The following is a 22780-nucleotide window of genomic DNA, read 5'->3' as shown; positions in this document are numbered from 1 at the left end:
CCGACAAAACCATATCGGTCAAACGCGAACACCGCGTTCACATTTCGGAAAACAATCGGACGGGAATGGCGGAAACCCGGCGCTTGCCCGCATACCGACCGGTCGGTAACCTCGGCGCGTGGCGGAAACCGGGCGGCGGATCGACGCGGTGGTGCTCGACTGGGGCGGCGTGCTGACCGTGTCGGTGCCCACCTTCATCCAGGACTGGCTGCACCGCGAGAACATCGACCGCGAGCACTACCGCGCCACCATGCGCGCCTGGATGGGCCACGACGCCGCGCCCGACAACCCGGTGTTCCGGCTGGAGACCGGTCACCTGCCGGTCGAGGAGTTCGAACGCCTGCTCGCCGCCGAGCTGCGCACCCCCGACGGCCTGGCCATCCCCCCGGACGACCTGCTGCGCCGCATGTTCGGCGCGGCGCGGACCGACCCGGAGATGGTCCGCCTCGTGCGCGACCTGCGCGCCCGGGGCGTGCGGACCGCGCTGCTGTCCAACAGCTGGGGCGAGGGCTACCCGCACGACCTGCTGCTGGAGCTGTTCGACGCGCTGGTCATCAGCGGCCGGGTGGGGCTGCGCAAACCCGACCCGCGCATCTTCGCCCACACCCTGGAGGTCGTCGGCCTGCCCGCGCACCGCTGCGCGTTCGTCGACGACGCCCGCGTCAACGTCGAAGGGGCGCGCGCCGCCGGCCTGCACGCCCACCTGCACACCGACGCCGGATCCACCCGCGCCGCCCTCGACGCGCTGCTGGGAGCCGCCCCGTGACCGCACCGCCCGGCCTGGACCTCGACCGGCTCGCCGCGCACCTGGGCACCGCGCCGCTGACCGCCGACCTCATCCCCGGCGGCCGGTCCAACCTCACCTACCGGCTCACCGACGGCACCTCCCGCTGGGTGCTGCGCCGCCCGCCGCTGGGCCACGTGCTGGCCACCGCGCATGACATGGCCCGCGAGCACCGCGTGATCACCGCCCTGGCCGGCACCGCCGTGCCCGTCCCGCAGACCCTGCACCTGTGCACCGACCCCGACGTGGTCGGAGCGCCGTTCTACCTGATGCGGGAGGTGCCAGGCGTCGCGCTGCGGCACCGCGACCAGTGCCCGTGGCTCACCCCCGACAAGGCCGCCGCGCTGTCGACCCGGCTCGTGGACGTGCTGGCCGACCTGCACGCCGTCGACCCGGCCGAGGTCGGCCTGGGCGACTTCGGCCGCCCGGACGGGTTCCTGCGCCGCCAGGTCGCCCGCTGGGGCACCCAGCTCGACGCCTCGCGCAGCCGCGAGCTGCCCGGCGCCGACGAGCTGCGCGACCGGCTCGCCGCCACCGTGCCCGGGTCCGGCCGCGCCGCAGTCGTGCACGGCGACTACCGGCTGGACAACGTCCTGGTCACCGCCGACCCGACCGGCATCAGCGCCGTGCTGGACTGGGAGATGGCCACCCTCGGCGACCCGCTGGCCGACCTGGGCCTGCTGCGCGTCTACTGGACCGGGCTGGGCGCGGCCGACGACCCGATCACCGGCACCGTGTCGGCGCTGCCCGGCTTCGCCTCCGCCGACGAGCTGGTCGAGCGCTACGCGCGGCGCAGCGGCGCGGACGTGTCCGGCCTCGGCTGGTACACCGCGTTCGCCTACTTCAAGCTCGCCGTGATCCTCGAAGGCATCCACTACCGGTTCACCACCGGCAAGACGGTCGGGGCGGGCTTCGACCGGATCGGCCGACTCACCCTGCCGCTGGTCCGGCGGGGACTCGCCGCGACCGCAGGAGAGCGCTGATGGACTTCGCCCACGACGCCACCACCGAGGAGCTGCGGGGCAGGCTGCTGCGGTTCATGGACGAGTTCGTCCACCCGGCCGAACCCGTCGCCGCCGCCCAGCTCGCCCAGGCCGCCGACCCGTGGGCCCGGCCCGCCGTCCTGGCCGACCTCAAGGCCGAAGCGCGCCGCCAGGGCCTGTGGAACCTGTTCCTGCCCGACCCCGGGCACGGCGCCGGCCTGACCAACCTCCAGTACGCGCCGCTGGCCGAGATCACCGGCCGCAGCCCGCACCTCGCGCCCGAGGCGCTCAACTGCGCCGCGCCGGACACCGGCAACATGGAGCTGCTGGCCATGTTCGGCACCGCGCAGCAGAAGCAGCAGTGGCTGCGCCCCCTGCTCGACGGCGCGATCCGCTCCGCGTTCTGCATGACCGAACCCGACGTCGCCTCCTCCGACGCCACCAACATCGCCACCCGCATCGAACGCGACGGCGACCACTACGTGATCAACGGCCGCAAGTGGTGGTCCTCGGGCGCGATGAACCCCGACTGCGCCGTGCTCGTCGTCATGGGCAAGACCGACCCGGAGGCCGAACGCCACCGGCAGCAGTCCATGGTGCTCGTGCCGCGCGACACCCCGGGCGTGCGGATCGAGCGCGGGCTGCACGTGTTCGGCTACACCGACGCCGCGCACGGCGGCCACGCCGAGATCGTGTTCGAGGACGTCCGGGTGCCCGCCGGGAACCTCGTGGGCGGCGAGGGCGAGGGGTTCGCCATCGCCCAGGCCCGCCTGGGCCCCGGCCGCATCCACCACTGCATGAGGCTGGTCGGCATCGCCGAACGCGCGCTGGAACTGCTGTGCCGCCGGGTCGTCGCGCGCGTCGCGTTCGGCAGGCCCCTGGCCCGCCAGGGCGTGGTCCAGGAGTGGGTCGCCGAGGCGCGTGTCCGCATCGAACAGGCCCGGCTGCTGGTGCTCAAGACCGCGTGGCTGATGGACACCGTCGGCAACAAGGGCGCGCACACCGAGATCCAGGCCATCAAGATCAACACGCCGCTGATGGCCGAATGGGTGCTGGACAAGGCGATCCAGGCGCACGGCGCGGGCGGCGTCAGCCAGGACTACCCGCTGGCCGACCTGTGGGCGCAGGCCCGCACGCTGCGGCTGGCCGACGGCCCCGACGAGGTGCACCGGATGTCGCTGGCCAAACGGGAGCTGGGCAAGTACCTGTAAGGACGTGCGAGCCGAACCCCTGGACAGCAGCCGTCTCCTCCTCGAACCGCTGCGCGTCGACCACGCCGAGGAGATGGCCGACGTGCTGGCCGCGCCGGAGCTGTACGCGTTCACCGGCGGCGGCCCGCCCGACGTCGACCGGTTGCGCCGGACCTACGCGCGGCAGGTCGCGGGCCGCTCGGACGACGGCGGCCAGTGGTGGCTCAACTGGGTGATCCGCCGCCACGACACCGGCCGGGCCGCCGGCTACGTCCAGGCCACCGTGCAGTCCGCGCGGCCGGTCGCGGAGATCGCGTGGGTGGTCGGCGTCGACCACCAGGGCCGGGGCTTCGCGCAGGAGGCGGCCGGGCTCGTGGTCGCGTGGCTGCGCGCGGCCGGGATCGACCGGGTCACCGCCCACGTGCACCCCGACCACGCGGCGTCCGCCGCGATCGCGCGCCGCATCGGCCTGGTCGCCTCGGACACCGTCGAGGACGGCGAGGTCCTGTGGGAGAGCCTGCCCCCGACCCCGTGATCTCCTGAGGACTGCGCGCAGCGCCCGTCCCGCAGATCTCAGGATCACCGCCCGACCCTCAGTGGTCTCTCAGCGTCTCAGCGCACTCACAGGTTGTCACCGGCATCCTCGGAGTCGATCACCGACCCGACCGACCGGACCGAGGACGACTACCATGCACCCGACGCCCACCCGCCGCACCCCGCCAGCCGCCACCCGCACGCCTCGGGACGCACCGCCGCGTGACCGGTGCCGTCCGACGAGCGCCGACGTCATCCGCCCGAAAGACGCCCGCCACCCCGGCCGGGCACCCGCGTCGCCCGGTGGGCAGGGCCCGCCGGGCGATCCCGGTCACCACGACCCTCCGATCAGGACAGCCGCTGTCCTGATCACCTCCTGCGGTGCCGGTTCGACGTCACCGCAGGAAGGACGACCGTCCCATGGCACCCACCGTCCGAACCGGAACCGCCCTGCCCGCCGGGGAGCGCACGCTCAACCCGTTCGCCCTCGTCGACGGGGCAGCCGGCCTGATCACCTTCGTGGAGGAGGTCTTCGACGGCCGCGAGCGCGAGGAGGCCCGCACGCCGATGGCGTCGGGCTCGCTGATCCACGCCGAGGTGGCGATCGGCGACTCGGTGCTGCTGCTCGCCGACCGGCAGCCCGGCTGGCCGCTCGTGCCCGCCCTGCTCCAGGTCTACGTGCACGACGCGCAGACCGTGCTGGACCGCGCCACCGCCCGGGGTGCCGTGGTGGTCACCGAGGTGACCCCGTTCTACGGCGGCGAAGACCTGGCACGCCTGCGCGACCTGTGGGGCAACCTGTGGTGGCTCCACGCCCCGGCGCGGGGCGAGGACGCCGTGCCCCCGTGGGAGGGCAGTTCGACCTACGTCTTCGACTCGCTCGACACGGCCCTGCGCGGCCCGGTCGGCTGACCTCCGGCGGGCCCGGGTCGGGGAGCGGGCCGGTGGTCAGGAGGCCGGGAGCTCGTCGGCGGTCACCAGCCCGTGCACCGGGCCCAGGTCCGCCCGCCCGACCGGGTCCGACTGGTCGACGACCACCGCGCAGCCGACCAGCCGCGCGCCGGCGGCCTCCACCAGCCCGCGCACCGCCCGAGCCTGGCTGCCGGTCTGGACCCAGTCGTCCACCAGCAGCACCCGGTCCGCCGGGCCCAGCGCCGCCCGCTGGACCCTCAGCGAGTGCCGCAGCCCCCGGTAGTCCGGGTCCGCCTCGCGGACCAGCTTCTCACCGGGGAACAGGCCCGCCGCCTTGCGCACCGCCACGAACCCCACGCCCAGCTCGACCGCCGCCGCACCACCGAGGAGGAAACCCCGCGACTCGACACCGCACACCGCCGTGACCCCCGCGTCGCGGAACGGCGACACCAGCGCCCGCACCACCGCAGCGAAGGCGGCACCGTCCCGGAACACCGGCCACATGTCCGCGTGGCCACCGCTCCACCGGAACCGCTCCAGCACCAGGTCACGCGCCGAGGTCGTCACAACGCGCGATCTTCGCGGACCCGGGGCCCGGGGCGCGACCGGATTCCGCTGCACCTGCCGTCCCCCCGCGCGGCGTCCCGGGGGCGACCGGTCAGAGGGCTTCCGGTGGCGCGGCTCGGCCACGGACACGCCGTCATCAGACTCGCCGTCACCGGGCACGCCGCCGGCACCCCGATCCGGTCGACAACCGACCGACCCCGCGCGGGACGTGCCGGAAGCCGACCTGCGCTCGGTACGGTGCAGCCATGAAGATCCTGGTCTCCGCCGACATGGAGGGGGCGACAGGGGTCACCTGGACGGCCGACGTCGTGCCCGGCACCGAGCAGTGGCAGCGGTTCCGGCGGCTGTTCACCGGCGACGTGAACGCCTGCGTCGCCGGCGCGGTCGCCGGGGGCGCGACGGACGTCCTGGTCAACGAGGCGCACTCGGCCCAGCGCAACCTGCTGCTCGAAGACCTCGACCCGCGCGCCCGGCTGCTCACCGGCCGGCACAAGCCGCTGTCGATGATGCAGGGTGTCGACTCCGGCGTGGACGGCGTGGTATTCCTCGGCTACCACGCCGGCGCGGGCCAGGAGGGCGTGCTCGCCCACACCTACCTGGAGAACTCGATCACCGGGGTGTGGTTGGACGGCGTGCCCGCGAGCGAGGGCCGGCTCAACGCCGCGCTGGCCCGCGAGCACGGCGTCCCGGTGCTCGTGGTCACCGGCGACGACCGCGCCTGCGAGGACGCCCGGAGGTACGCGCCGGACGCCGAACTGGTCGCGGTCAAGGAGTGCGTGAGCCGCTACGCGGCGGTGTGCGCGCCGCCGCAGGTCACCGCCGCGCTCATCACCGCCGCGACCGAGAGCGCCCTGCGCCGTGCCGGGCGCGGCAAGACGGCGGTCGCGCCGCACCGCGTGGAGGTCGAGTTCGACGCGACCCACCTCGCAGCGGCTGCCGCCGTCGTGCCCACCGTCGACCTCGTCGGCCCGCGCCGGGTCGGCTTCGACGCCGCGTCCATGACCCTGGCGATGCAGGCGTTCAAGGTCGTCACCGCGATCGCGGCCGGCGCGGTGGAGGGCATCTACGGCTGAGGACGTGGTCGACCTGTGCGCGGCGCTGCTGCGCTTCGACACCGCCGACCACGGCGGCGGCACGGCGGCCGGCGAGCGCGAGGCGGCCGAGTTCGTCGCCGCGCACTGGACGACCTCGGCGTGCCCGCGCGCGTGCTGGAACCCGTGCCCCGCCGCTCGAACGTGCCGCCGTTCGCGGGCGTGGAACGCGACGGCTTCCTGTGGGGCGCGGCGCGGTCGACCTGAAGGACATGGTCGCCATGGTGCTGGCCGTGGTCTGCGGCTGGTCGCGCGTCGACGCGCTCGCCGGATCGCCGCCCTGCGGCACCCGGTGCGGCTGACCCCGACCGTGCGGGCGTTCCTGCGGCGCACTGGGGGCGCGCTGGGCGTCGAGGTCGACCTGTCCGACGTCGACGCCGTCCTCGGCCCGCACGTCACCCGCGAGCCGCTGGAGGACCGGCCGCCGGTCCAGGCCCCGGTCGACTCGCCGTGGTTCGACGCGGTGGCCGACGCGCTGCGCGCCGAGGACCCGGACGCGGTCGTCGTGCCCAACTGCATGGGCGGCAGCACCGACGCCAAGGCGTTCAGCAGGCTGGGCACCGACTGCTACGGCTTCGCGCCCCGCGCCCTGCCCGAGAACTACGACTACCGCGCCATGGCGCACGGCGTGGACGAACGCGTACCCGTCGAGGGGCTGCGGTTCGGCGTCCGCGTGCTCGATCGCTTCCTGTCGTCCTGACCGGGCCCTCCGGGGGCTACAGCGAGGAGTCGGTGATCTCCCGCAGCCGGGTCAGCCCGTCGCGCAACGCCGCCATCCGGCGCTGTCCCAGGTGGGCGGTCCACTCGGCCTCGACGTCGGTGATCACGGCCGCCGCGACCGGCATCGCGGTCAACCCGCGCCGGGCGACCCGCACCAGCCTGGCGCGCGCGTCGGTCGGGTCGGGCGTGCGCTCGACGTAGCCGCCGCGCTCCAACTGGTCCACCAGGAAACCTGCGGTCTGCCTGGTGACCTGGGCGGCCTCGGCGAGTTCGGCCAGCCGCGACCCGTTCGGCCCGACGCGCTGCAGGATGCGCGCCTGCGCGGTGGTGATGTCGTCGAACCCGGCCGCCGCCAAGGCCGCGAACACCCGGTTCTCCAGCTCCCGGTAGGGGATGTGGAGCAGCAGGGCGATGTCGAGGTCCGCCAACACCACTCCTCGGCGATAGTCGGAGAGCCGGGTGGGACGAGTCAGTCTAGGGGGCGGTGCCCGAGGCGGTCCGGGCACGCATCGGCAAGCCCTATGGCACCCTCCGGACCAGCGCCGCGCACCCCCCGGGCAGACGACCCGACGACGAAAAGGCCGGGACGGCAACGAGTTCCGCGCGCTACCGTGGGCGAGGGGGAACCATGTAGGCACTGCCCGCGCCCACCGGACCGCACCCGGTCGGCGTCGCCACGCTGACGTTGCTCGACCCGCTGCGCGCCGACCCGTGGAACGGGGAACCGCGCGAACTCGCCGCCTCGGTCTACTACCCGGCCGTCGACGTCGCCGGGTGTCCCGTCGCGCCGTACACGACAGCCGGGGCCGCAGCCGTGTTCGTGCGGCTCGACGCCGTCTACCTGCACCCCGAGCTGCCCACCGAAGGCGTGGACTGGACGGCCGTGCGCACCCACGCGCACGTCGGCCCGCCGCCTGCCGCCGGGCCGTGGCCGGTGGTGGTGTACTCGCCGGGCGGCGGCGACCCGCGTGCGCTGGCCACCTCGACGGCGGAAGAACTGGCCTCGCACGGCCGGGTGGTGATCACCGTCGACCACCCCGGGGACTCCAGCGAGATCGAGTACCCGGACGGGCGGGTCCGGACCATGGCGGTGACCGCCGACCCGCGCGTCGACCTGCCCACCCTCCGAACCGCCATCACGGCCCGGGTGGCCGACCTCGGCACCGTGCTGGACGTGGTGTTCGCGGCCGGCACGTGGCCCCCGACCGGCGGCACGGTCGTCGTCGGCGGCACCGTGCCCGAAGGGCTGCGGCTCGACCCGGCCCGGGTCGGGGTCATGGGACACTCGGGCGGCGCGACGGCGGCCACCCAGGCGATGCACGACGACCCCCGCGTCCGGGCCGGGGTCAACCTGGAGGGCTACCTCGACTACATCCCGGCCGGGACGGGCGAGCTGCTCCCGGTCGCGCGGGAGGGGCTGGACCGGCCGTTGCTGCTGCTGGGCACGGACGGCTTCCGCGACGCCCGCCTGGACCGGACCTGGCTGCCGCCGGCGCGGCGGGACACCACCGAACTGGTCCCGCAACCCCGGTGACGCGACGGGAGTGACGGCAAGGCTTCGGTGGGCCTGCGCCGCGCGGTCAGAGGCGGATGTGCCGCACGCCCACCCACGTGCGGCGGACCCGGCCCCGCAGCGCGCTGTCGGTGTTCGGCGTCAACGCCAGCCCGGCCGACGCGGCGATCCGTTCGGCCACCCGGGGCACCGCGATGTCGTCGGTCCACACGTGTTCGGCGAACTCCGGGCCGCTGAGCCGGTCCAGGCACCGGTCCAGCGCCCGGACCGCCCAGGTCTCGCGCCGCAGCGCCGAGCCCTGGCCGAGCACCGCGTTGAGCGCGTGCCCGAACACCCGCTCCCGCAGCCGGTCGAGCACCACCTCGCGGGAGGCCAGCAGCGCGAAGTGCCGGACGTCGTGGCCCCGCTCGCGCAACCCGCCCACGACCTCGTCGTAGTACGCGGGCTCGACCAGCGTCATCGGCGCGATCACCGGGCCGTCCTGCCGGGTCAGCACCCGGTCCAGCACCTCGACCACGCCCTGCCGCCACGCCCGGAGGTCCTGGAAGTCGCCGCGCAGCGCCGGCGGCATCATCCGGTGCAGGCCGAACCCGACCATCTCGGGGTCGCAGAGGTGGCTGTGGGGCAACCGCCGCGCCAGCTCGTGCGCCGTCTGGGTCTTCCCGCCGCCGAACGGGCCGTTGATCCACAGGAGCATGACTCCTGGTTATCACGGCCGGGTCGGTCACGGCCGGCGGGCCAGGCGCACCAGCTTGAGCGCCAGGTGCAGCTCCAGCCGCGCCGCGCCGTCCGCCAGCGACCGCCCGGTCACCGCCTCGATCCGGCCCAGCCGGTAGTACAGGCTGGTGCGGTGCAGGTGCAGCGCCCCGGCGGCGGCCCGCGCGTCGCACCCGGAGTCCAGGTAGGTCTCCAGGGTGGTCAGCAGCACGTCGGACAGGCCCGCGAGCACCCCGTCCGGCGACGCGCCCAGCAGCAGCCGGTACGCGCCCAGGTCCGCCCACCGCGCCACCCGGGGCAGCGCCGGGTCCAGCCGGGCCAGCTCGGCGGCGGCCAGCGCCTGCCGGTAGGCGTCGCCGGAGCGGTCGGGCGGGTGCGGGTCGCTCACCCCGGCCGGACCGGGCAGCTCGGGCACCGGGTCGGCGGCCGGCACGGTGCGCACCGAACGCGGCTCCAGCGCCACCACCACCCGGATCGGCGCGCGTTCCCCGACCCGGATCCCGGCCGCCAGCGCGGGCAGGTGCCCCACCACGGCCGCCGGGTCCACGTCGCCGAGCACCCACAGGTAGCCGACGAGCACCCCGTTGTGCCGCAACGGGAAGCCGACCCGCGCCTGGAACCCCAGCTCGTCGTTCGCGGGCACCCGCACCGGCCCGGTCGACGTCGACGCGCCGTGCCGGTCCTGCCACGCCGCGACCTCCGGCGGCACCCGCCGGGTCAGGATCGCGCGCACCCGCGCCGCGTCGACCTCGTCGGTCTGGGCGCTGTGCGCCACCACCCGGCCGGACACGTCGTCCACCGAGACGCCGCGCCCCAGCACCCGGGACAGCTCGTCCAGCAACCCCTGCATTTCGACAAGTGTAGGAAACAATCACGACCTGGCGCGGTCGCCGGCCACCACGGGCGGACCCTAGCGTCGGTCGCGTGACCAACAGCAGGATCGCCCCGTGGGCCTCGCCGCGCGCCCAGCGCCGCCTGTCCGAGGTGGAAACCACCGTGTCCGCCGACCTGAGCGCGGCCGGCGTCACCGACACCGTCCGCAAGGCCCTGGAGGCGCACGGCGCGCAGGTCGACGACGACGGCATCGTGCTCTACGCGGGCACCAACGTGCTCAGCCCCGCCGCGGCCTCCGTGCACCTGCCCTCCGTGTCCAGCCGGCCCAGCATGGGCTGGCCCGGCGAGAAGTACCAGGTGGGCCTGGACCACCTCGACACCCTCGAAGTGCTGGCCCCGCTGCTGGTCGCCGACCTGATGGAGGGCGCGCACGCCGAGGTCCGGCTACAGAGCGCCACCCTGGCCAACCTCGCCGTCTACACCGCGTTCGCCCGCCCCGGCGACAAGATCGCCGTGCTGCCCGAAGCCGCCGGCGGCCACGCCAGCCACCACCCGCAGGGCGTCCCGGCGGTGCGCGGACTGACCGTCGTGGACCTGCCCTACGACCCGGCCCGGCTCGACCTCGACTACGCCGCGCTGCCCGGGTTCCTGCGCGTGCACCGGCCCCGGATCGTGGTGGTCGGCGCGAGCATGATGCTGTTCCCGCACGACGTCGCGGCCGTGCGCGCGGCGTGCGACGAGGTCGGCGCGACCCTGCTCTACGACGCCTCGCACATGGCCGGGCTGGTCGCGGGCAAGGTCTTCCAGCGCCCGCTGCACGAGGGCGCGCACGTGCTGACCTTCTCCACCTACAAGTCGTTCGGCGGCCCGTCCGGCGGCTGCGTCGTGACCCGCGACCCCGAGCTGGCCGAACGCGTCTCCGCCGTCGCCTACCCGGGGCTGCTCGCCAACTACGACGCGGGACGGCTCGGTGCGCTCGCCGTCACCGCCGCCGAACTGGCCGAGCGCGGCGGCGGCTACGCCTCGGCGTGCCTGGCCAACGCCCAGGTGCTGGCCCAGTCCCTGCACGACAACGGGTTCACCGTGGCCGGGCGGGACGGCGAGTTCACCCGCTCCCACCACGTCGCGGTGGACGCGGCGGACCTCGGCGGCGGCGAGAAGGCGGGCCTGCTGCTGGGCGAGGCCGGCGTCTACCTCAGCGGGATCGGCCTGCCCTGGCAGCGCCCCGACGAGGGGCTGCGCGGCCTGCGCATCGGCACCCAGGAGATCACCCGGCGCGGCTTCACCCCCGCCGACCAGCCGGCGATCGCCGCGCTCCTGCGCCGCGCCCTGCTCGACCACGAGGCACCCGACCGCGTCCGCGCCGACGCCGTCGCGCTGCGCCGCGAGGTCAACGACCGGGAGGCCACCCACCGAACGCCGTGACCGGCTCGTCGCGCTCTGGGTGTGCCGTCCTGCGGAACGCCGCCACGACGGTACGCCCCGAGCGCGCGAACGCCTCTCCGGCACGGAACTCCACCCGAACGTGGGCCCCCGACTTTTCGGGATGTCCGGCCGCCACCCCGGTCCGGCACGGTCGTCCCATGCCCCCGACCGAACCGGTGACACCCCCAGGACCAGCCCTCCCGCGCCCGGGACGAGCGACGCAAGCGGATCCGCCGCCGCCGCCGCGCCGCGCACGCGACCTCCCGACCGGACCGGGCTCCGTGAACCCGCTTCCGACCGCACTCCTGCGGCCCTAAGATCCGCGGAGCACGCCGCCTCGCCGACCCGAACCGACTCGGGCGCACCCCGACCGGGCTATGACCGGGGCGGCCACGTCCGCGACGGAGGCACCCGACTTGCTCGCCCACCCCGGCCCCGGCGGCACCCGGTGATCACGCTGCGCGGCCTCAACCGCGCCCTGCTGCACCGGCAGCTCCTGCTGGAGCGCTCCGAGCTGCCCGTGCCCGACGCGGTGGAGCACCTCGTCGGGATGCAGGCCCAGGAACCGCCCTCGCCGTACTACGGCCTGTGGTCGCGCCTGCGCGACTTCACCCCCGACGCGCTGGGCGAGCTGGTGTCGGACGGCCGGGTCGTGCGCGCCCCGCTGCACCGCGCCACGATCCACCTGGTCACCGCCGCCGACCACGCCCGCGTCGAACCCGTCCTGCGGGCCATGGTGCGCCGCCGCTTCACCTCGTCGCCGTTCCGCGCCGTCCTCACCGGGCTCGACCCCGACGACGTGGCCTGCGAGAGCGCGCGACTGCTCGCCGAACGGCCGCGCACCCGCCCGGAGCTGGGCCGGGCGCTCGCCGAGCGGTGGCCGGGGCTGGACGCCGAATCGCTCGGCCACGCCGCCACGTACCTGCTGCCGGTGGTCCAGCTGCCGCCGCGCGGCGTGTGGGGGCGCTCCGGCCGGGCGGTGTGGGCGGACGCCGCGCAGCGGATCGGCGCGCTGGGCGACCAGGAGGACCTGACGGGGTTCGTCCGCCGCTACCTGGCCGCGTTCGGCCCCGCAACGGTCAAGGACGTGCAGCTCTGGTCCGGGCTGACCCGGCTGAAGGACGTCGTGCCGGACATGGGCCTGCGGGTGCTAACCGACGAGGCGGGCCGCGAGCTGTACGACGTGCCGGACGGTCCGCTGCCCGACCCGGACACCCCGGCCCCGGTGCGGTTCCTGCCCGAGTTCGACAACGTGCTGCTCGGCCACGACGACCGGACCCGGGTCATCTCCGAGGAGGACTACCGGCGGGGGATCGTGATCGGCGGCAAGCCGACCCTGCTGGTGGACGGGTTCGTGCACGGCACCTGGAAGCTCGCCCAGGGTCTCGACGTGCAGGTGTTCCGCCCGCTCACCGACGTGCAGCGCGCCGACGTGCTCGCCGAGGGCACCCGCCTGCTGGCGTTCGCCGGCGTCGAGGGGGACGTCCGGATCACCTCCTGAACCACCGGTTTGGACGATCGTCCAGTACGATCGTCCAAAACAGGTGTCGTGGAGGTGGGGATGACCGTCCGGGAACGGCTGCTCGCGGCAGCAGCGGAACTCATCGCGGAGAAGGGCTGGGGCGCGGTCAGCACCCGGCTGCTGGCCGACCGCGCCGGCGTCGGGTCCGGCGTCGTGCACTACCACTTCGCCTCGACCCAGGCCGTCCTGGTGGAGGCCGCCGCCGGCGCGCTGCGCGCCGCCCTCGCCGGGTTGCCCGACCTGCTCGCGCCCGCCACCACCCCCGGCGAAGCGCTCGACGCGGTGCTCACCGCGCTCATCGACGCCGACGGGCAGGAGCTGTTCATCGAGACCTACCTGGCCGCCACCCGCAACGACGACCTGCGCCACGCCGTCGCCGAGGTGCTCGCCGAGTTCCGGCACACGATCGCCCGCTGGCTCGCCGAGCACGACGTGCCCACCCCGGAAGCCACCGCCGCCGTGCTCGCCGCCGCCCTCGACGGCGTCATGCTGCACCGCGCGCTCGACCCCGACCTGACCCGCGCGCTCGTCGTGCCCGTCCTGGGCCGGGTGCTGCGATGAAGGTCGTGATCAGCGGCGCGGGCATCGCCGGCCTCACCCTCGCCGGCCGGCTGGGCGCGCTCGGCCACACCGTCATCGTCGTGGAGAAGGCCGCCGGGCCGCGCCCCGAGGGCTACATGATCGACTTCTTCGGACCCGGCTACGACGCCGCCGAGAGGATGGGCCTGCTGCCCCGCTTCCACGAACTCGGCTACCGCTTCGCCGAGGCCGGCTACCACGACGAGCACGGCCGGCGGCGGGCCGGCCTGGACTTCGAGCGGTTCGCGAAGTCCCTCGACGGCCGGATGACCAGCATCATGCGCCCCGACGTCGAGCACATCCTGCGCACCGCCCTGCCGGCCGGCGTGCAGCTCCGCTTCGGCGCGGCGGTCACCCACGTCGACAACCGCGCCGACGGGGTGTCCGTCCGGTTGTCCGACGGGACGGACCTGGACGCGGACCTGCTGGTCGGCGCGGACGGCATCCACTCGACCGTGCGCGGGCTGGTGTTCGGCGAGGAGTCCCAGTACTTCCGGTACCTCGGCTTCCACACCTCGGCGTTCGTGTTCGAGGCACCGGAGATCCACCGCCTGGTCGCCGGCCGGTTCTGCCTCACCGACACCGTCGGCAGGCAGGTCGGGTGCTACGGGCTGCGCGACGGCCGGGTCGCGGCGTTCACCGTGCACCGCACCCCGGACCCGACCCGCCCGGCCGACCCCCGGGCCGCCGTGCGTGCGGCGTACGGGACGCTGGGCTGGATCGTGCCGGAGGTGCTCGACCACTGCCCGCCGGACCTCTACTACGACCAGGTCGCGCAGATCGAGATGCCTCGGTGGAGCAGCGGGCGGGTGGTGCTGGTCGGCGACGCGTGCGGCGCGGTGTCGCTGCTCGCCGGCCAGGGCGCGTCGCTGGGGATGGGCGGCGCGTTCGTGCTGGCCGAGAACCTGACCGACCTGGCCGGCTACGAGCGGCGGTGGCGTCCGGTGGTGCTGGACAAGCAGCGGGTCGCCCGGTCCGGGGCGCGCTGGTTCCTGCCCGCCACCGAGCTGAGGCTCCGCGCCCGGCGGGTGGCCATGCGGCTGGCGAAGCTGCCGTGGGTCGACCGGAGGATCGCGACGAGCCTGGTCGGCAAGCCCACCGCGCTGGTCGGCGACTAGGCTCGGCCCGCCGGCGGGGCGAGCGGCGGGATACGGGCCTTGAGCAGGCAGAACTCGTTGCCCTCCGGGTCGACCAGCACGTGCCACGGCTCCTGCCCGGTCTGGCCGATGTCCGCCGGTCGCGCGCCGATCCGCAGCAGGCGCTCCAGTTCGGCGTCCTGGTCGCGGTCGGTGGCGTTGACGTCGACGTGCAGCCGGGACTTGCCGCGTTCCGGCTCGTCCCGCCTGCTGAGGATGATCGTCGGCTGCGGGCCGCCGAAGCCCTCACGCGGCCCGATCTCCACCGCGCCGTCCTCCTCGCGGTCGAGCACCACGAAGTCCAGGACCTCGCACCAGAACCGGGCCAGCAGTTCGGGGTCGCGGCATTCGAGCACGAGTTCGCTGATACGACACGCCATTGACGACCCTGCTCCCACGCGGTGACGACGATCATGTGACCGTAGCCGACGAGACCGACGCGGGCGCGCTGGTTCCGGGGCTTCAGTCGCGGAGCTGCTCCAGCGCGCGGTCCAGCTGCGCTTCGGCGCGTTCGGCGCGCGCCAACGTCTGGACCCGTGCCTCCTCCAGCGCCGCGACCCGTTCGCGGGTGACGCGGTCGGCCTCGTCCAGCCGCTGCCGGTGGGCGGCGCGGTCGGCGTCCAGTTCGGCACGGGCCCGGTCCAGCTCGGCCCGTGCGTCGGCAGCGGCCTGCCCGGCGCGTTCGGCGGCGGCGCGGGCGTCGGCCGCCGCCTGGGCGTCCCGCCGGGCCACCTCGGTGATCCGCTCGACCTGGGCGGCGGCCTCCTCCCGGGCGCGGACGACCTGGGCTTCGGCTTCCGCCCGCGCCCGCTGCACCTGCGTGGCCGCGTCCGCCGTTGCGCGGTCCGCCTTCGCGTCGGCTTCGGTGCGGACGCGGTCGACGTCGGCGCGGGCGGTGGTCTGGGCGTGCTCGATCTCCTTGGCTGCCTGGCGGCGGGCGCGTTCGGCGTGCGCCACGGCGTCGGCCTGCGCCTGCTCGACCTGGGCGGCGCACTCCCGCCGGATCTCGTCCACCACGGTCGCGGCCTCGGTCCGGATGGCGGCGATCTCGCTCTCGGCGCGTTCGGCGGCGGCGGTGGCCTCGGTCCGTGCCGCGTCCCGCTGGGCGTAGGCGGTGGCGGCGTCCTGCTCGGCCTGTTCAGCGGCTCGGACCGCGTCCTCGGTGGTGGCCTCGGCGGCGGCACGTGCCTGCTCGGCGGCCCGCCGTCGACGCTCGGCCGCCGCCACAGCGGCTTCCGCCTCGGCAACCCGCCGCGCGGCTTCCGCCTCGGCGGCCTGCACCTGGCTCTCGGCCACGCTCGGATCGGCGATGGCGGTCAGCTCTCCGACGGCCCCGGTCAACGTGGCCGACATCTGCTCGGCCAACACCCGGAACCGCTCGATCAACTCTTCGGCCCTGATCTTGCCGGACGTGATCCCCTGGCCGCTTTTCGTCACGGTGACGACCTCCGAGTCGCCCTCCGCAGCCTGCGCCACCCGCTGCCGCTCCCGCCACGCCCGCCACCGGGTGTGTTCCGGCAGGTCGCAGTACTCGGCAGGCCGCCCCGGCCCACCGTTCCGCAGCACGGGCCGCGCGCAGCCGGGGTAATTGCAGGTCGAGGCGGCGGTATCGGTCGTCGTCACCGCAATATCGTAGCAGAGTAACGTCACTACAAACGTTTTTATCCTAAACGCAACGGAATGAGCCTACGAAGAGGTGACTTCCGATAAGTGAACCTTATCGGAAGTCAACCGGTCACGAAGTTGACCTCAACCGCAGTTGAGCTGGTGACCTGTCCGGCATGGACACCACACCGCTGCGACCCGCCCCGTCATCGACGGTCGCGGACCGCCCGCCCGCCCTGACCCTGCCCGTGGTGCTCGTCGGCGTCGTGCTGGTGGCGATGTCGATCTCGGGAACTGCGGTGGCGCTGCCCCGGATCGGGCTCGACCTCGACGCGTCCGGCTCGGCGCTGAACTGGGTGGTCGCGGGCTACAACCTCGCGTTCGCCGCCATGACGCTGGTCGCGGGCTCCACCGCAGACCGCGCCGGCCGGCGGCGGGTGTTCGTCATTGCGACGCTGATCTTCACCTCCGGGTTCCTCGCCACGGCACTCAGCCCGTCCATCGTGCTCGCCGACCTCGCGCGCATCGTCTCCGGCGCGGGCGGCGCCGGGATGATGGCGGCGGGCGGGGCGATCCTCGCGTCCAGTTACGACGGGGCGGGCCGCCACCGGGCGTTCGCCCTGATGGGCACCATGGCAGGCGTCGGCATCGCGGCCGGCCCCACCCTGTCGGGCCTGCTGATCTCGGCGACCGGCTGGCGGGGCAGCTTCGCGGTGTTCACCGTGATCGGCCTGCTGATCGCGCTGGGCACCACCCGGCTCCGCGAGCACCGCTCGACCGCCGGCCGCACCGACTGGCCGGGCAGCGCCCTCTTCGTCACCGCCCTCACCCTGCTGATGTTCGCCCTGCTCGAAACCCCGTCGCTCGGCTGGACCCACCCGGTGATCCTGGTGACCGCCGGTGCGGGGGTCGTCGCACTGGCGCTCTTCGGTGTTGTGCAGCGGCGCAGCGCCGCGCCGGTGCTCGCGCCCTCGCTGGTCGCCAACCGCGGCTTCCTGGGCTGGAGCCTGGCCACGCTGACCACGTCGACCGGGTTCCTCGGCGTGCTCGTCTTCCTGCCCACCTACCTCCAGACGGCCGCCGGCCTGTCACCGGCCGCCGCAGGCGCCACGATGCTGCTGCTGACCGCACCCGTGCTGGTGACCCCGATGGCCGCCGTCACGCTGGTGAACAAGGGCGTTCCCGCCCGGTTGCTGATCATGGTTTCGCTCGTCCTCGTCGTTGCGGGCAACTTCTGGCTCATGGCACTGGACCCCGGCGACACGGTCGCGATCGTCGCCGCACCCCTGGTGCTGATCGGCGTCGGCATGGGCACGTCGTTCGGCATCACCGACGGCCAGGCCATGGCGCTGGTGCCCGCCGACGCGGTCGGCATGGCCGCCGGCTTCCTCAACACCCTCCGTGGAACTGCGGAAGCCCTCGTGATCGCGGCCTTCAGCGCCTCCCTCACCGCCGGCCTCACCGCCCGGCTCGGCGACGCCGACCACGCGGCTGCGGTGAGCGCGGGACGGCTCACGGCGAGCGAAGGCGCAGCGGAACTCGTCGCGTTCACCCAGTCCTGGCGCACGACCCAGTTCGGTGTCGGCGTTCTCTGCCTCGCGCTGTCGACAGCGGTCGCCACGCTGATCTTCAGCCGCCGGGCACGGCGCGGTTGACCTCGACCTTGGTGGAGGTCCTACCGTCCGTGAACCGTGCGCTTCCACCCGAACGATCACCTCACCATCGCCGAGGTCAGCCGCCGGACCGGCGTTTCGGCCTCCGCGTTGCACTTCTACGAGCGCAAGGGCCTGATCCTCGCGGCGCGGGACACCGGGAACCGGCGACTGTTCTCGCGGCACATGCTCCGACGCATCTCCCTGATCATCGTCGCCAAGCGGCTCGGCATCCCCCTCGCCGACGTCGCCGAGGTCTTCGCCCGCCTCCCCACCGACCAGGCTCCCACCCACGACGACTGGCAACGCGTCTCCCGCACGTGGAAGCGGCAGCTCGAGGAACGACGGCGCGTCCTGGAAAACCTGGAGCACGAACTGACCGGCTGCATCGGCTGCGGGTGCCTGTCCATGAAGGCGTGCCTGCTCCTCAACCCCGATGACGCGCTCCGGGACGAAGGTCCCGGTCCGGTACGGCTGAGGGACGAGGGCCCGGACCGGACCGTCCGCCGGCGACGTCGGCCGGACCGGAGTCAGGACAGTCCCTGAGACTGTGCACTGTGGACATCGGTGGGAACCCCGACCCCCGCCGACTTCCGTCGCTGCTTTTGATGTACTCCGAATTGGTCGTCGGGCTGACGCGGACATCGGGTGCGCGTTGCGAACATTGCCGCGAGCCGTGCGAACGGCGACGAGGAGGAGATTGCTGAAGTGTCGACCATGTTGAAGCGCGGAGCAGTGCTGGCGGTCGGATTGGCCACCGCCGGCACGCTGCTCGCCGCGCCCGCCGGTGCCGCGCCAGTGGACGCGGCCCCCGGGAAGCCGGCCCGCATCACGTTGCCGCAACTCACCGGCCGCCACCACGTCGGCACCACCGACCTGCACCTGGTGGACCGGGCGAGGCAGGACCCGTGGCAACCGGCGGCCAAGCGGGAGCTGATGGTCACCGTCACCTACCCGGCGGCACGCAGCGGCGGCGCGCGGGCGGCGTGGATGCCGCCCGCGTTCGCGCAGTACGTCGAGGACAACTTCAACCCGGAGATCGGGATGCCACCGGGGTCGGTCGACTGGGGCGGCGTCCGACGGCAGTCCCGCGACCTGGCGGCGGTCGAGCGCGGCCGGTGGCCGGTCGTGCTGTTCTCACACGGGTTCGGCACGTCGCGGGAACTCAACACCGTGCTCACCGACGACCTCGCCGGCCACGGCTACGTGGTCGTGTCGATGTCGCACCCGGGCGACGCGATGGCCGTCACGTTCCCCGACGGCCGCCTGGTCTCCAACACCATCGACCCGTCGGACCAGACGGCGATGAAGACCGCCCTGGACACCCGGGTGGCGGACGCGCGGTTCGTGCTGGACGAGATGACCCGGCTGAACCGGGGCGCGAACCCGGACGTCGAGCGCGACGCGCTGCCCCGGGGCATCGTCGGAACGCTGGACCTGTCGGCGGTCGGCATGTTCGGGCACTCCTACGGCGGGTTCGCCGCCGCGGAGACGATGTACCACGACCGCCGGTTCGACGCCGGGATCAACCTCGACGGCGGGCTTGCCGTGGGCGGTGACGGCGAGCCCGGTGAGAGCACGAAGCACGGCGTGGGCCGGCCGTTCCTGCTCGTGGGCACGGACCACGTGAACCCGCAGACCGGGCAGCGGTCGAGCCAGACGCACCTGCCCGCCGACAGCGCGTCGTGGTCGCGGTTCTGGGCCAACCAGCGCGGCTGGAAGCGGGACCTGCACTTCGACCGGGCCGCCCACAGCAGCTTCACCGACTTCCAGCTACCGGGCATGGTCGCGCTCATGCCCGAACCCCTGCGGTCCACCGCCGTCGGCACCATCGACCCGCTGCGGTCCCTGACCGCGCAACGCGACTACGTAGCCGCGTTCTTCGACCTCCACCTCAAACACCGCAACCGACACTTCTTCGACCGCGACAACCCCAAATACCCGGACACCCGGTTCGTTCCATAGCCACCGGCGGCTCCGTTGGTGGAGATAGCACCGACCGGGCAGCGGAGGTCGTCCTCACTGTTGGACGACCGACGCCCCCGGTAGGGACCGGTGCCGTGACCGCGACCCGGTCACGGCACCGGGGCACTACCCGCGACCACGGGTGCGATCCAGCCGGAAGGCCCGGTCAGGTGCGGGGTTCGAAGGTGAAGGTCTGGCCGGACCCCGCCGGGTCGCACGGCAGGTGGAAGACCGGTGCCCAGTCGGCCATCGACACGTCGAGCACGCCCAGGCAGAGGTCGCTGTGCACCGCGCGGAGGCGGAAGCCGGTCGTCGGGCCGTCGACCGGGACCACCCGGAACTCCTCGGCGGCTCCCGTGTCGCAGAAGCCGTCGTACACCGCCGCGCCGGCGTTCGTCGACGCCTTCGGGATGCCCATGCACCCGCCACCGAACTGCGGGTGGTGGGTCAGCACCCGGTAGACGTCGTCGCGCACCCGGTGCAGCGCCGTCGTCGGCATGGCGCGGGCGCACTCGCGCTGGTAGACCCGGCCGCTGTCGTCGGTCGGGTCCTCGGACAGGCACAACGTCGAGTGCGCGAGCCTGATCCGGTAGCCGCCCGAAGGGGGCAGGGCGGCCGGTGAAACGGCGACCGGCTGCGCGGTGGCCGGGGGGTCCGCAGGGGAATCCGCCGCGAGCAGGGCGAGCGCGCCTGCCGCGCACACCGGCACCATGAGCCAGCCGGGGGCGCGGCGCGGGGGCGGTGCAGGCTCGGCACTGCGGCCCACCGGCTCGACACCCGGGTCGACGCGTCGGCTCGGCACCGGCGCGGGCTTCGGCGGCGGGAGCAGGCCGGGGTCGGCGCGGAGGATGCGTTCGTGCAGCTCGCGGACCGGTGGGCTGGGATCGGCACCGAGTTCCTCGGCCAGCCGCCGGCGGAGCCGGTCGCAGTGGGTCAGCGCATCGGCCTGGCGGCCACTGCGGTACAGGGCGAGCACGAGCAGGCCGGCGAGCCGCTCGTCCCACGGGTGGTCGGCGGCCAGCGCGGTCAGTTCGCCCAGCAGCTCCGCGTGCCGACCGTCGTGCAGGGCCCAGTCGGCGCGGTCCACCCGGGCGGTGAAGCGCTCCTGGCCCAGTGCCCGCCGCACCGAGTGCGCCCACGGCGTGTCCAGTTCCGGCATCGGTTCGCCGCGCCACAGCGCCAGCGCGTCGTCGGCGAGCGCGAGGGCGCGGCCGGGGTCGGGCTGCTCGCGCGCGGACGCGAGCAACTCCCGGAAGCGGTGCAGGTCGACGGCACCGGCTGCACCGGACAGGACGTACCCGTGGTGCCGGCGGGTGATCGTCACCCCGGTCGGCGCGAGTGCCTGGCGCAGGCGGGACAGGTAGGTGCGCAGCACGGACCGTGCCGCGCGGGGTGGTTGCTCGCCCCAGACCCGGTCGATGAGGCGGTCGACGGGCACGGCCCGGTCGGCTTCGACGAGCAGCGCGCCCAGCACCCCGCGCTGTCGGGCGTGCCCGAGGTCGACGCGCCGGCCGTGCAGCCGGGCTTCGACGTCGCCCAGAACGCCCAGCGCCACCCGTTCGTCGCCCACCTCCTTTGCTTACCGGGTGCGGGCAACGGCTTCAGGGGCTGTTCGGGCGACAAGCGCCGGAGCAGGCCGTTCAACGAACGCGCAACGGGTTCCCGACGTGCCGCCGGGACGCTCACGGCCGGGTCGACCGACCCCGCCACAGGGAGGAAGCACATGGAACTGCGCAGGACGTTGGCCGCACTCGCCGCCGTCGCCACCGGTCTGGTCTGGCTGACACCGCCGGCGGCGATCGCCGCACCGGGGGCGGACGGGGCGTGGACCGGCGCGGCGTGCCGGCCGCACGCGCACTCGGCGAAGGACAGCTACAACCACGGCCGCCCGTCCAAGGGCAGCGTGCCCGTCCGCTCGGCCGGGCCGTACGCGGACTGCCGGATCGACGGGGAGATCGACGACAGCACCCGGCTGCACTACCACTGCTACACGACCAACGACCACGGCAACACGTGGACGTGGGTGCGGGTGGTCGGCGAGGACATCGCCGGCTGGGTCTGGGACAGCAACCTGGAGGACAACGGCTCGGCCGTGCGCTGCTGATCGACCACCCGCCGGGTGAGCACCGGGCGGACGACTGCCCGAGCGGAGCCACCGCTCGGGCAGTCGTCCATCCGAGCTCGCGAGACGCGCGCGCCGGGGTTGCGCCTGGTGGAGATCCGGGTGTCGACCGGGACGACCGGCGGAGGCCGGCCGCGCACCGCGCGGAGGAGCGGTGTCCGTCCGGTGTCCCGTGGGACGTCGGACGGCGCGGACGGGCGTGCGCTCGTGCCGAAGACGGGGCGTCCGGCACGTGGTTTGGGGGCGGGTGCCGCGCCAACGGCGACCCGCCGTCTCGCTCTCGTGTCCGGGCCACGGACGATCGGAGTCGAGGTGGGGGTTTTCAGCCCCGTGGGCCGAGTGCCTCCGAGTTCAACGATAGGCCCGGCGGTCCGGGGCTGCCAGCGCGCCGGGGACGCGCCACCGGGTCGAAAACTTTGTCCTGGACGAAAACCCGCCCCTGACCTGCGGTCCGGTCGCGGTGTTTCGCTGTCCTGATCGTCCGGTGGACGTCCCGGCGGGGTCACTTCGGTGCGTTTGTCGCCCGTTCCGGCCATCATGGTCCTATTGCGAACGCCACCTCCGCGAGCTGTTCGCACGGGTCACCGATCGGCGCCAAACGGCCGGTGCCCGTGAGCGCGGGGCAGGTGGGTGCGTCGGAGCGTTCGTGTCCGGGCCGGCACATCGAGATCGGAGCGAGTCCCGTGAACCTGTCTTCCACGCCCGCGAGAGCCGGGTCCTTACCGTGCGTCCCGTTGCCCGCCCTGCTGGTGCGGGCGACGGTGGTGGTGGTCGTCTACGTGTTCGTCCTGGTGCTGCTGCGCTGGGGCTACGACACGCAGACCGCGTTGCTGCTCGTGTCGGTGCTGAGCGTGGTGGCGGTGCGGACGGGCCACGGCCTGCTGCGCGCGCCGCGCTCCGGGCCGTCGATCAGCACCTCCCGCTGACCG

At 74.1% G+C, this 22780-nt stretch carries 23 protein-coding genes and 1 pseudogene; 17 read left to right on the top strand and 7 right to left on the bottom strand.

Translation table 11 applies throughout. From position 1 onward, the window contains the following. The first annotated feature begins 118 nt into the window (after positions 1 to 118). The 5 genes from AB0I60_RS22445 (at position 119) to AB0I60_RS22425 (ending at position 4403) form a co-directional block, all read left to right on the top strand. On the top strand, positions 119 to 766 hold the full coding sequence (locus AB0I60_RS22445) for an HAD family phosphatase (RefSeq protein ID WP_360732611.1): 648 nt from the start codon (positions 119 to 121) through the stop codon (positions 764 to 766). Further along, a complete protein-coding gene (locus AB0I60_RS22440) occupies positions 763 to 1767 on the top strand; it encodes a phosphotransferase family protein (protein ID WP_360732610.1) in 1005 nt (334 codons plus the stop codon). The genes AB0I60_RS22445 and AB0I60_RS22440 overlap by 4 nt, the downstream gene beginning before the upstream one ends. Further along, the gene (locus AB0I60_RS22435; protein WP_360732608.1) at positions 1767 to 2978 is read left to right on the top strand and encodes an acyl-CoA dehydrogenase family protein; all 1212 of its coding nucleotides are present in this window, start codon (positions 1767 to 1769) and stop codon (positions 2976 to 2978) included. Before AB0I60_RS22440 ends, AB0I60_RS22435 begins: the two co-directional genes overlap by 1 nt. Before the next feature lie 4 nt (positions 2979 to 2982). Continuing rightward, positions 2983 to 3492: a GNAT family N-acetyltransferase gene (locus AB0I60_RS22430; protein ID WP_360732606.1), complete on the top strand. Its 510-nt coding sequence runs from the start codon at positions 2983 to 2985 to the stop codon at positions 3490 to 3492. A 419-nt stretch (positions 3493 to 3911) separates the two neighbouring features. After that, positions 3912 to 4403 carry a VOC family protein gene (locus AB0I60_RS22425; protein WP_360732604.1) on the top strand — a complete coding sequence of 164 codons (492 nt, stop codon included), beginning with the start codon at positions 3912 to 3914 and terminating at the stop codon, positions 4401 to 4403. Positions 4404 to 4439: 36 nt separating this feature from the next. Here AB0I60_RS22425 and AB0I60_RS22420 read toward each other — a convergent pair whose 3' ends face one another. Next, positions 4440 to 4970 carry a phosphoribosyltransferase family protein gene (locus AB0I60_RS22420; protein WP_360732602.1) on the bottom strand — a complete coding sequence of 177 codons (531 nt, stop codon included), beginning with the start codon at positions 4968 to 4970 and terminating at the stop codon, positions 4440 to 4442. Positions 4971 to 5215: 245 nt separating this feature from the next. Between AB0I60_RS22420 and AB0I60_RS22415 the strand changes: the two genes are divergently transcribed. Further along, positions 5216 to 6043, top strand: a complete 828-nt coding sequence (locus AB0I60_RS22415; protein ID WP_360732601.1) for a M55 family metallopeptidase — start codon at positions 5216 to 5218, stop codon at positions 6041 to 6043. A 4-nt stretch (positions 6044 to 6047) separates the two neighbouring features. Continuing rightward, a pseudogene (locus AB0I60_RS22410) lies at positions 6048 to 6761 on the top strand (M20/M25/M40 family metallo-hydrolase). Between the two features lie 16 nt (positions 6762 to 6777). Here the strand turns inward: AB0I60_RS22410 and AB0I60_RS22405 are convergent. Beyond that, positions 6778 to 7212 (bottom strand): MarR family transcriptional regulator, encoded by a 435-nt coding sequence (locus tag AB0I60_RS22405; protein WP_360732860.1) that lies wholly within the window; start codon positions 7210 to 7212, stop codon positions 6778 to 6780. Between the two features lie 254 nt (positions 7213 to 7466). On the opposite strand from AB0I60_RS22405, the gene AB0I60_RS22400 reads away from it, so the two are divergent. After that, on the top strand, positions 7467 to 8315 hold the full coding sequence (locus AB0I60_RS22400) for a hypothetical protein (RefSeq protein WP_360732599.1): 849 nt from the start codon (positions 7467 to 7469) through the stop codon (positions 8313 to 8315). Positions 8316 to 8361: 46 nt separating this feature from the next. Here the strand turns inward: AB0I60_RS22400 and AB0I60_RS22395 are convergent, their stop codons facing one another. Together AB0I60_RS22395 and AB0I60_RS22390 are read right to left on the bottom strand one after the other, a co-directional pair. Continuing rightward, positions 8362 to 8991, bottom strand: coding sequence for an AAA family ATPase (locus tag AB0I60_RS22395; protein ID WP_360732597.1), 630 nt, complete (start codon positions 8989 to 8991; stop codon positions 8362 to 8364). A 27-nt stretch (positions 8992 to 9018) separates the two neighbouring features. Next, positions 9019 to 9861 (bottom strand): helix-turn-helix domain-containing protein, encoded by an 843-nt coding sequence (locus tag AB0I60_RS22390; RefSeq protein ID WP_360732596.1) that lies wholly within the window; start codon positions 9859 to 9861, stop codon positions 9019 to 9021. A gap of 74 nt (positions 9862 to 9935) precedes the next feature. Between AB0I60_RS22390 and AB0I60_RS22385 the strand changes: the two genes are divergently transcribed. The 4 genes from AB0I60_RS22385 (at position 9936) to AB0I60_RS22370 (ending at position 14489) form a co-directional block, all read left to right on the top strand. After that, complete coding sequence (locus tag AB0I60_RS22385) at positions 9936 to 11270, top strand: DegT/DnrJ/EryC1/StrS family aminotransferase (RefSeq protein ID WP_360732594.1); 1335 nt, start codon at positions 9936 to 9938, stop codon at positions 11268 to 11270. A 448-nt stretch (positions 11271 to 11718) separates the two neighbouring features. After that, complete coding sequence (locus AB0I60_RS22380; protein ID WP_360732592.1) at positions 11719 to 12771, top strand: winged helix DNA-binding domain-containing protein; 1053 nt, start codon at positions 11719 to 11721, stop codon at positions 12769 to 12771. A gap of 60 nt (positions 12772 to 12831) precedes the next feature. Beyond that, complete coding sequence (locus AB0I60_RS22375; protein WP_360732590.1) at positions 12832 to 13353, top strand: TetR family transcriptional regulator; 522 nt, start codon at positions 12832 to 12834, stop codon at positions 13351 to 13353. Continuing rightward, the gene (locus AB0I60_RS22370; RefSeq protein WP_360732588.1) at positions 13350 to 14489 is read left to right on the top strand and encodes an FAD-dependent monooxygenase; all 1140 of its coding nucleotides are present in this window, start codon (positions 13350 to 13352) and stop codon (positions 14487 to 14489) included. The genes AB0I60_RS22375 and AB0I60_RS22370 overlap by 4 nt, the downstream gene beginning before the upstream one ends. Here AB0I60_RS22370 and AB0I60_RS22365 read toward each other — a convergent pair. Then, entirely contained in the window at positions 14486 to 14887 is a 402-nt protein-coding gene (locus AB0I60_RS22365) for a VOC family protein (protein WP_360732587.1), read from the bottom strand. The two genes, AB0I60_RS22370 and AB0I60_RS22365, sit on opposite strands and share 4 nt — an antisense overlap. 82 nt (positions 14888 to 14969) lie before the next feature. Beyond that, a complete protein-coding gene (locus AB0I60_RS22360; RefSeq protein ID WP_360732585.1) occupies positions 14970 to 16130 on the bottom strand; it encodes a hypothetical protein in 1161 nt (386 codons plus the stop codon). Positions 16131 to 16288: 158 nt separating this feature from the next. Here AB0I60_RS22360 and AB0I60_RS22355 point away from each other — a divergent pair, with 158 nt between their 5' ends. From AB0I60_RS22355 to AB0I60_RS22345, 3 genes are all read left to right on the top strand, one after another. Then, positions 16289 to 17767, top strand: a complete 1479-nt coding sequence (locus tag AB0I60_RS22355) for an MFS transporter (protein ID WP_360732583.1) — start codon at positions 16289 to 16291, stop codon at positions 17765 to 17767. 36 nt (positions 17768 to 17803) lie between these two features. Next, positions 17804 to 18310, top strand: coding sequence for a redox-sensitive transcriptional activator SoxR (soxR, locus tag AB0I60_RS22350; protein ID WP_360732582.1), 507 nt, complete (start codon positions 17804 to 17806; stop codon positions 18308 to 18310). A gap of 171 nt (positions 18311 to 18481) precedes the next feature. Beyond that, complete coding sequence (locus AB0I60_RS22345; RefSeq protein ID WP_360732858.1) at positions 18482 to 19729, top strand: lipase; 1248 nt, start codon at positions 18482 to 18484, stop codon at positions 19727 to 19729. A gap of 166 nt (positions 19730 to 19895) precedes the next feature. Here AB0I60_RS22345 and AB0I60_RS22340 read toward each other — a convergent pair whose 3' ends face one another. Beyond that, the gene (locus tag AB0I60_RS22340; RefSeq protein ID WP_360732580.1) at positions 19896 to 21299 is read right to left on the bottom strand and encodes a BTAD domain-containing putative transcriptional regulator; all 1404 of its coding nucleotides are present in this window, start codon (positions 21297 to 21299) and stop codon (positions 19896 to 19898) included. A 153-nt stretch (positions 21300 to 21452) separates the two neighbouring features. Between AB0I60_RS22340 and AB0I60_RS22335 the strand changes: the two genes are divergently transcribed. Both AB0I60_RS22335 and AB0I60_RS22330 read left to right on the top strand, forming a co-directional pair. Next, complete coding sequence (locus AB0I60_RS22335) at positions 21453 to 21833, top strand: hypothetical protein (RefSeq protein ID WP_360732578.1); 381 nt, start codon at positions 21453 to 21455, stop codon at positions 21831 to 21833. A 752-nt stretch (positions 21834 to 22585) separates the two neighbouring features. Beyond that, complete coding sequence (locus tag AB0I60_RS22330) at positions 22586 to 22777, top strand: hypothetical protein (RefSeq protein WP_360732577.1); 192 nt, start codon at positions 22586 to 22588, stop codon at positions 22775 to 22777. The last annotated feature ends 3 nt before the right edge of the window (positions 22778 to 22780 follow it).

Origin of the sequence: Actinosynnema sp. NPDC050436 (assembly GCF_040655415.1) — a bacterium.
GTDB lineage: Bacteria > Actinomycetota > Actinomycetes > Mycobacteriales > Pseudonocardiaceae > Actinosynnema.
The sequence above is the reverse complement of the archived record's forward strand: the minus strand, read 5'-3'. Positions and strand labels throughout refer to the sequence as shown.

Excerpts from the sequence above, each read along its gene's own strand:
- AB0I60_RS22435 (WP_360732608.1), top strand. The coding sequence starts at position 1,767 with ATGGACTTCGCCCACGACGCCACCACCGAGGAGCTGCGGGGCAGGCTG.
- AB0I60_RS22425 (WP_360732604.1), top strand. The coding sequence starts at position 3,912 with ATGGCACCCACCGTCCGAACCGGAACCGCCCTGCCCGCCGGGGAGCGC.
- AB0I60_RS22415 (WP_360732601.1), top strand. The coding sequence starts at position 5,216 with ATGAAGATCCTGGTCTCCGCCGACATGGAGGGGGCGACAGGGGTCACC.
- AB0I60_RS22395 (WP_360732597.1), bottom strand. The coding sequence starts at position 8,991 with ATGCTCCTGTGGATCAACGGCCCGTTCGGCGGCGGGAAGACCCAGACG.
- AB0I60_RS22390 (WP_360732596.1), bottom strand. The coding sequence starts at position 9,861 with ATGCAGGGGTTGCTGGACGAGCTGTCCCGGGTGCTGGGGCGCGGCGTC.
- AB0I60_RS22375 (WP_360732590.1), top strand. The coding sequence starts at position 12,832 with ATGACCGTCCGGGAACGGCTGCTCGCGGCAGCAGCGGAACTCATCGCG.
- AB0I60_RS22370 (WP_360732588.1), top strand. The coding sequence starts at position 13,350 with ATGAAGGTCGTGATCAGCGGCGCGGGCATCGCCGGCCTCACCCTCGCC.
- AB0I60_RS22365 (WP_360732587.1), bottom strand. The coding sequence starts at position 14,887 with ATGGCGTGTCGTATCAGCGAACTCGTGCTCGAATGCCGCGACCCCGAA.
- AB0I60_RS22355 (WP_360732583.1), top strand. The coding sequence starts at position 16,289 with ATGGACACCACACCGCTGCGACCCGCCCCGTCATCGACGGTCGCGGAC.
- AB0I60_RS22345 (WP_360732858.1), top strand. The coding sequence starts at position 18,482 with ATGTTGAAGCGCGGAGCAGTGCTGGCGGTCGGATTGGCCACCGCCGGC.
- AB0I60_RS22335 (WP_360732578.1), top strand. The coding sequence starts at position 21,453 with ATGGAACTGCGCAGGACGTTGGCCGCACTCGCCGCCGTCGCCACCGGT.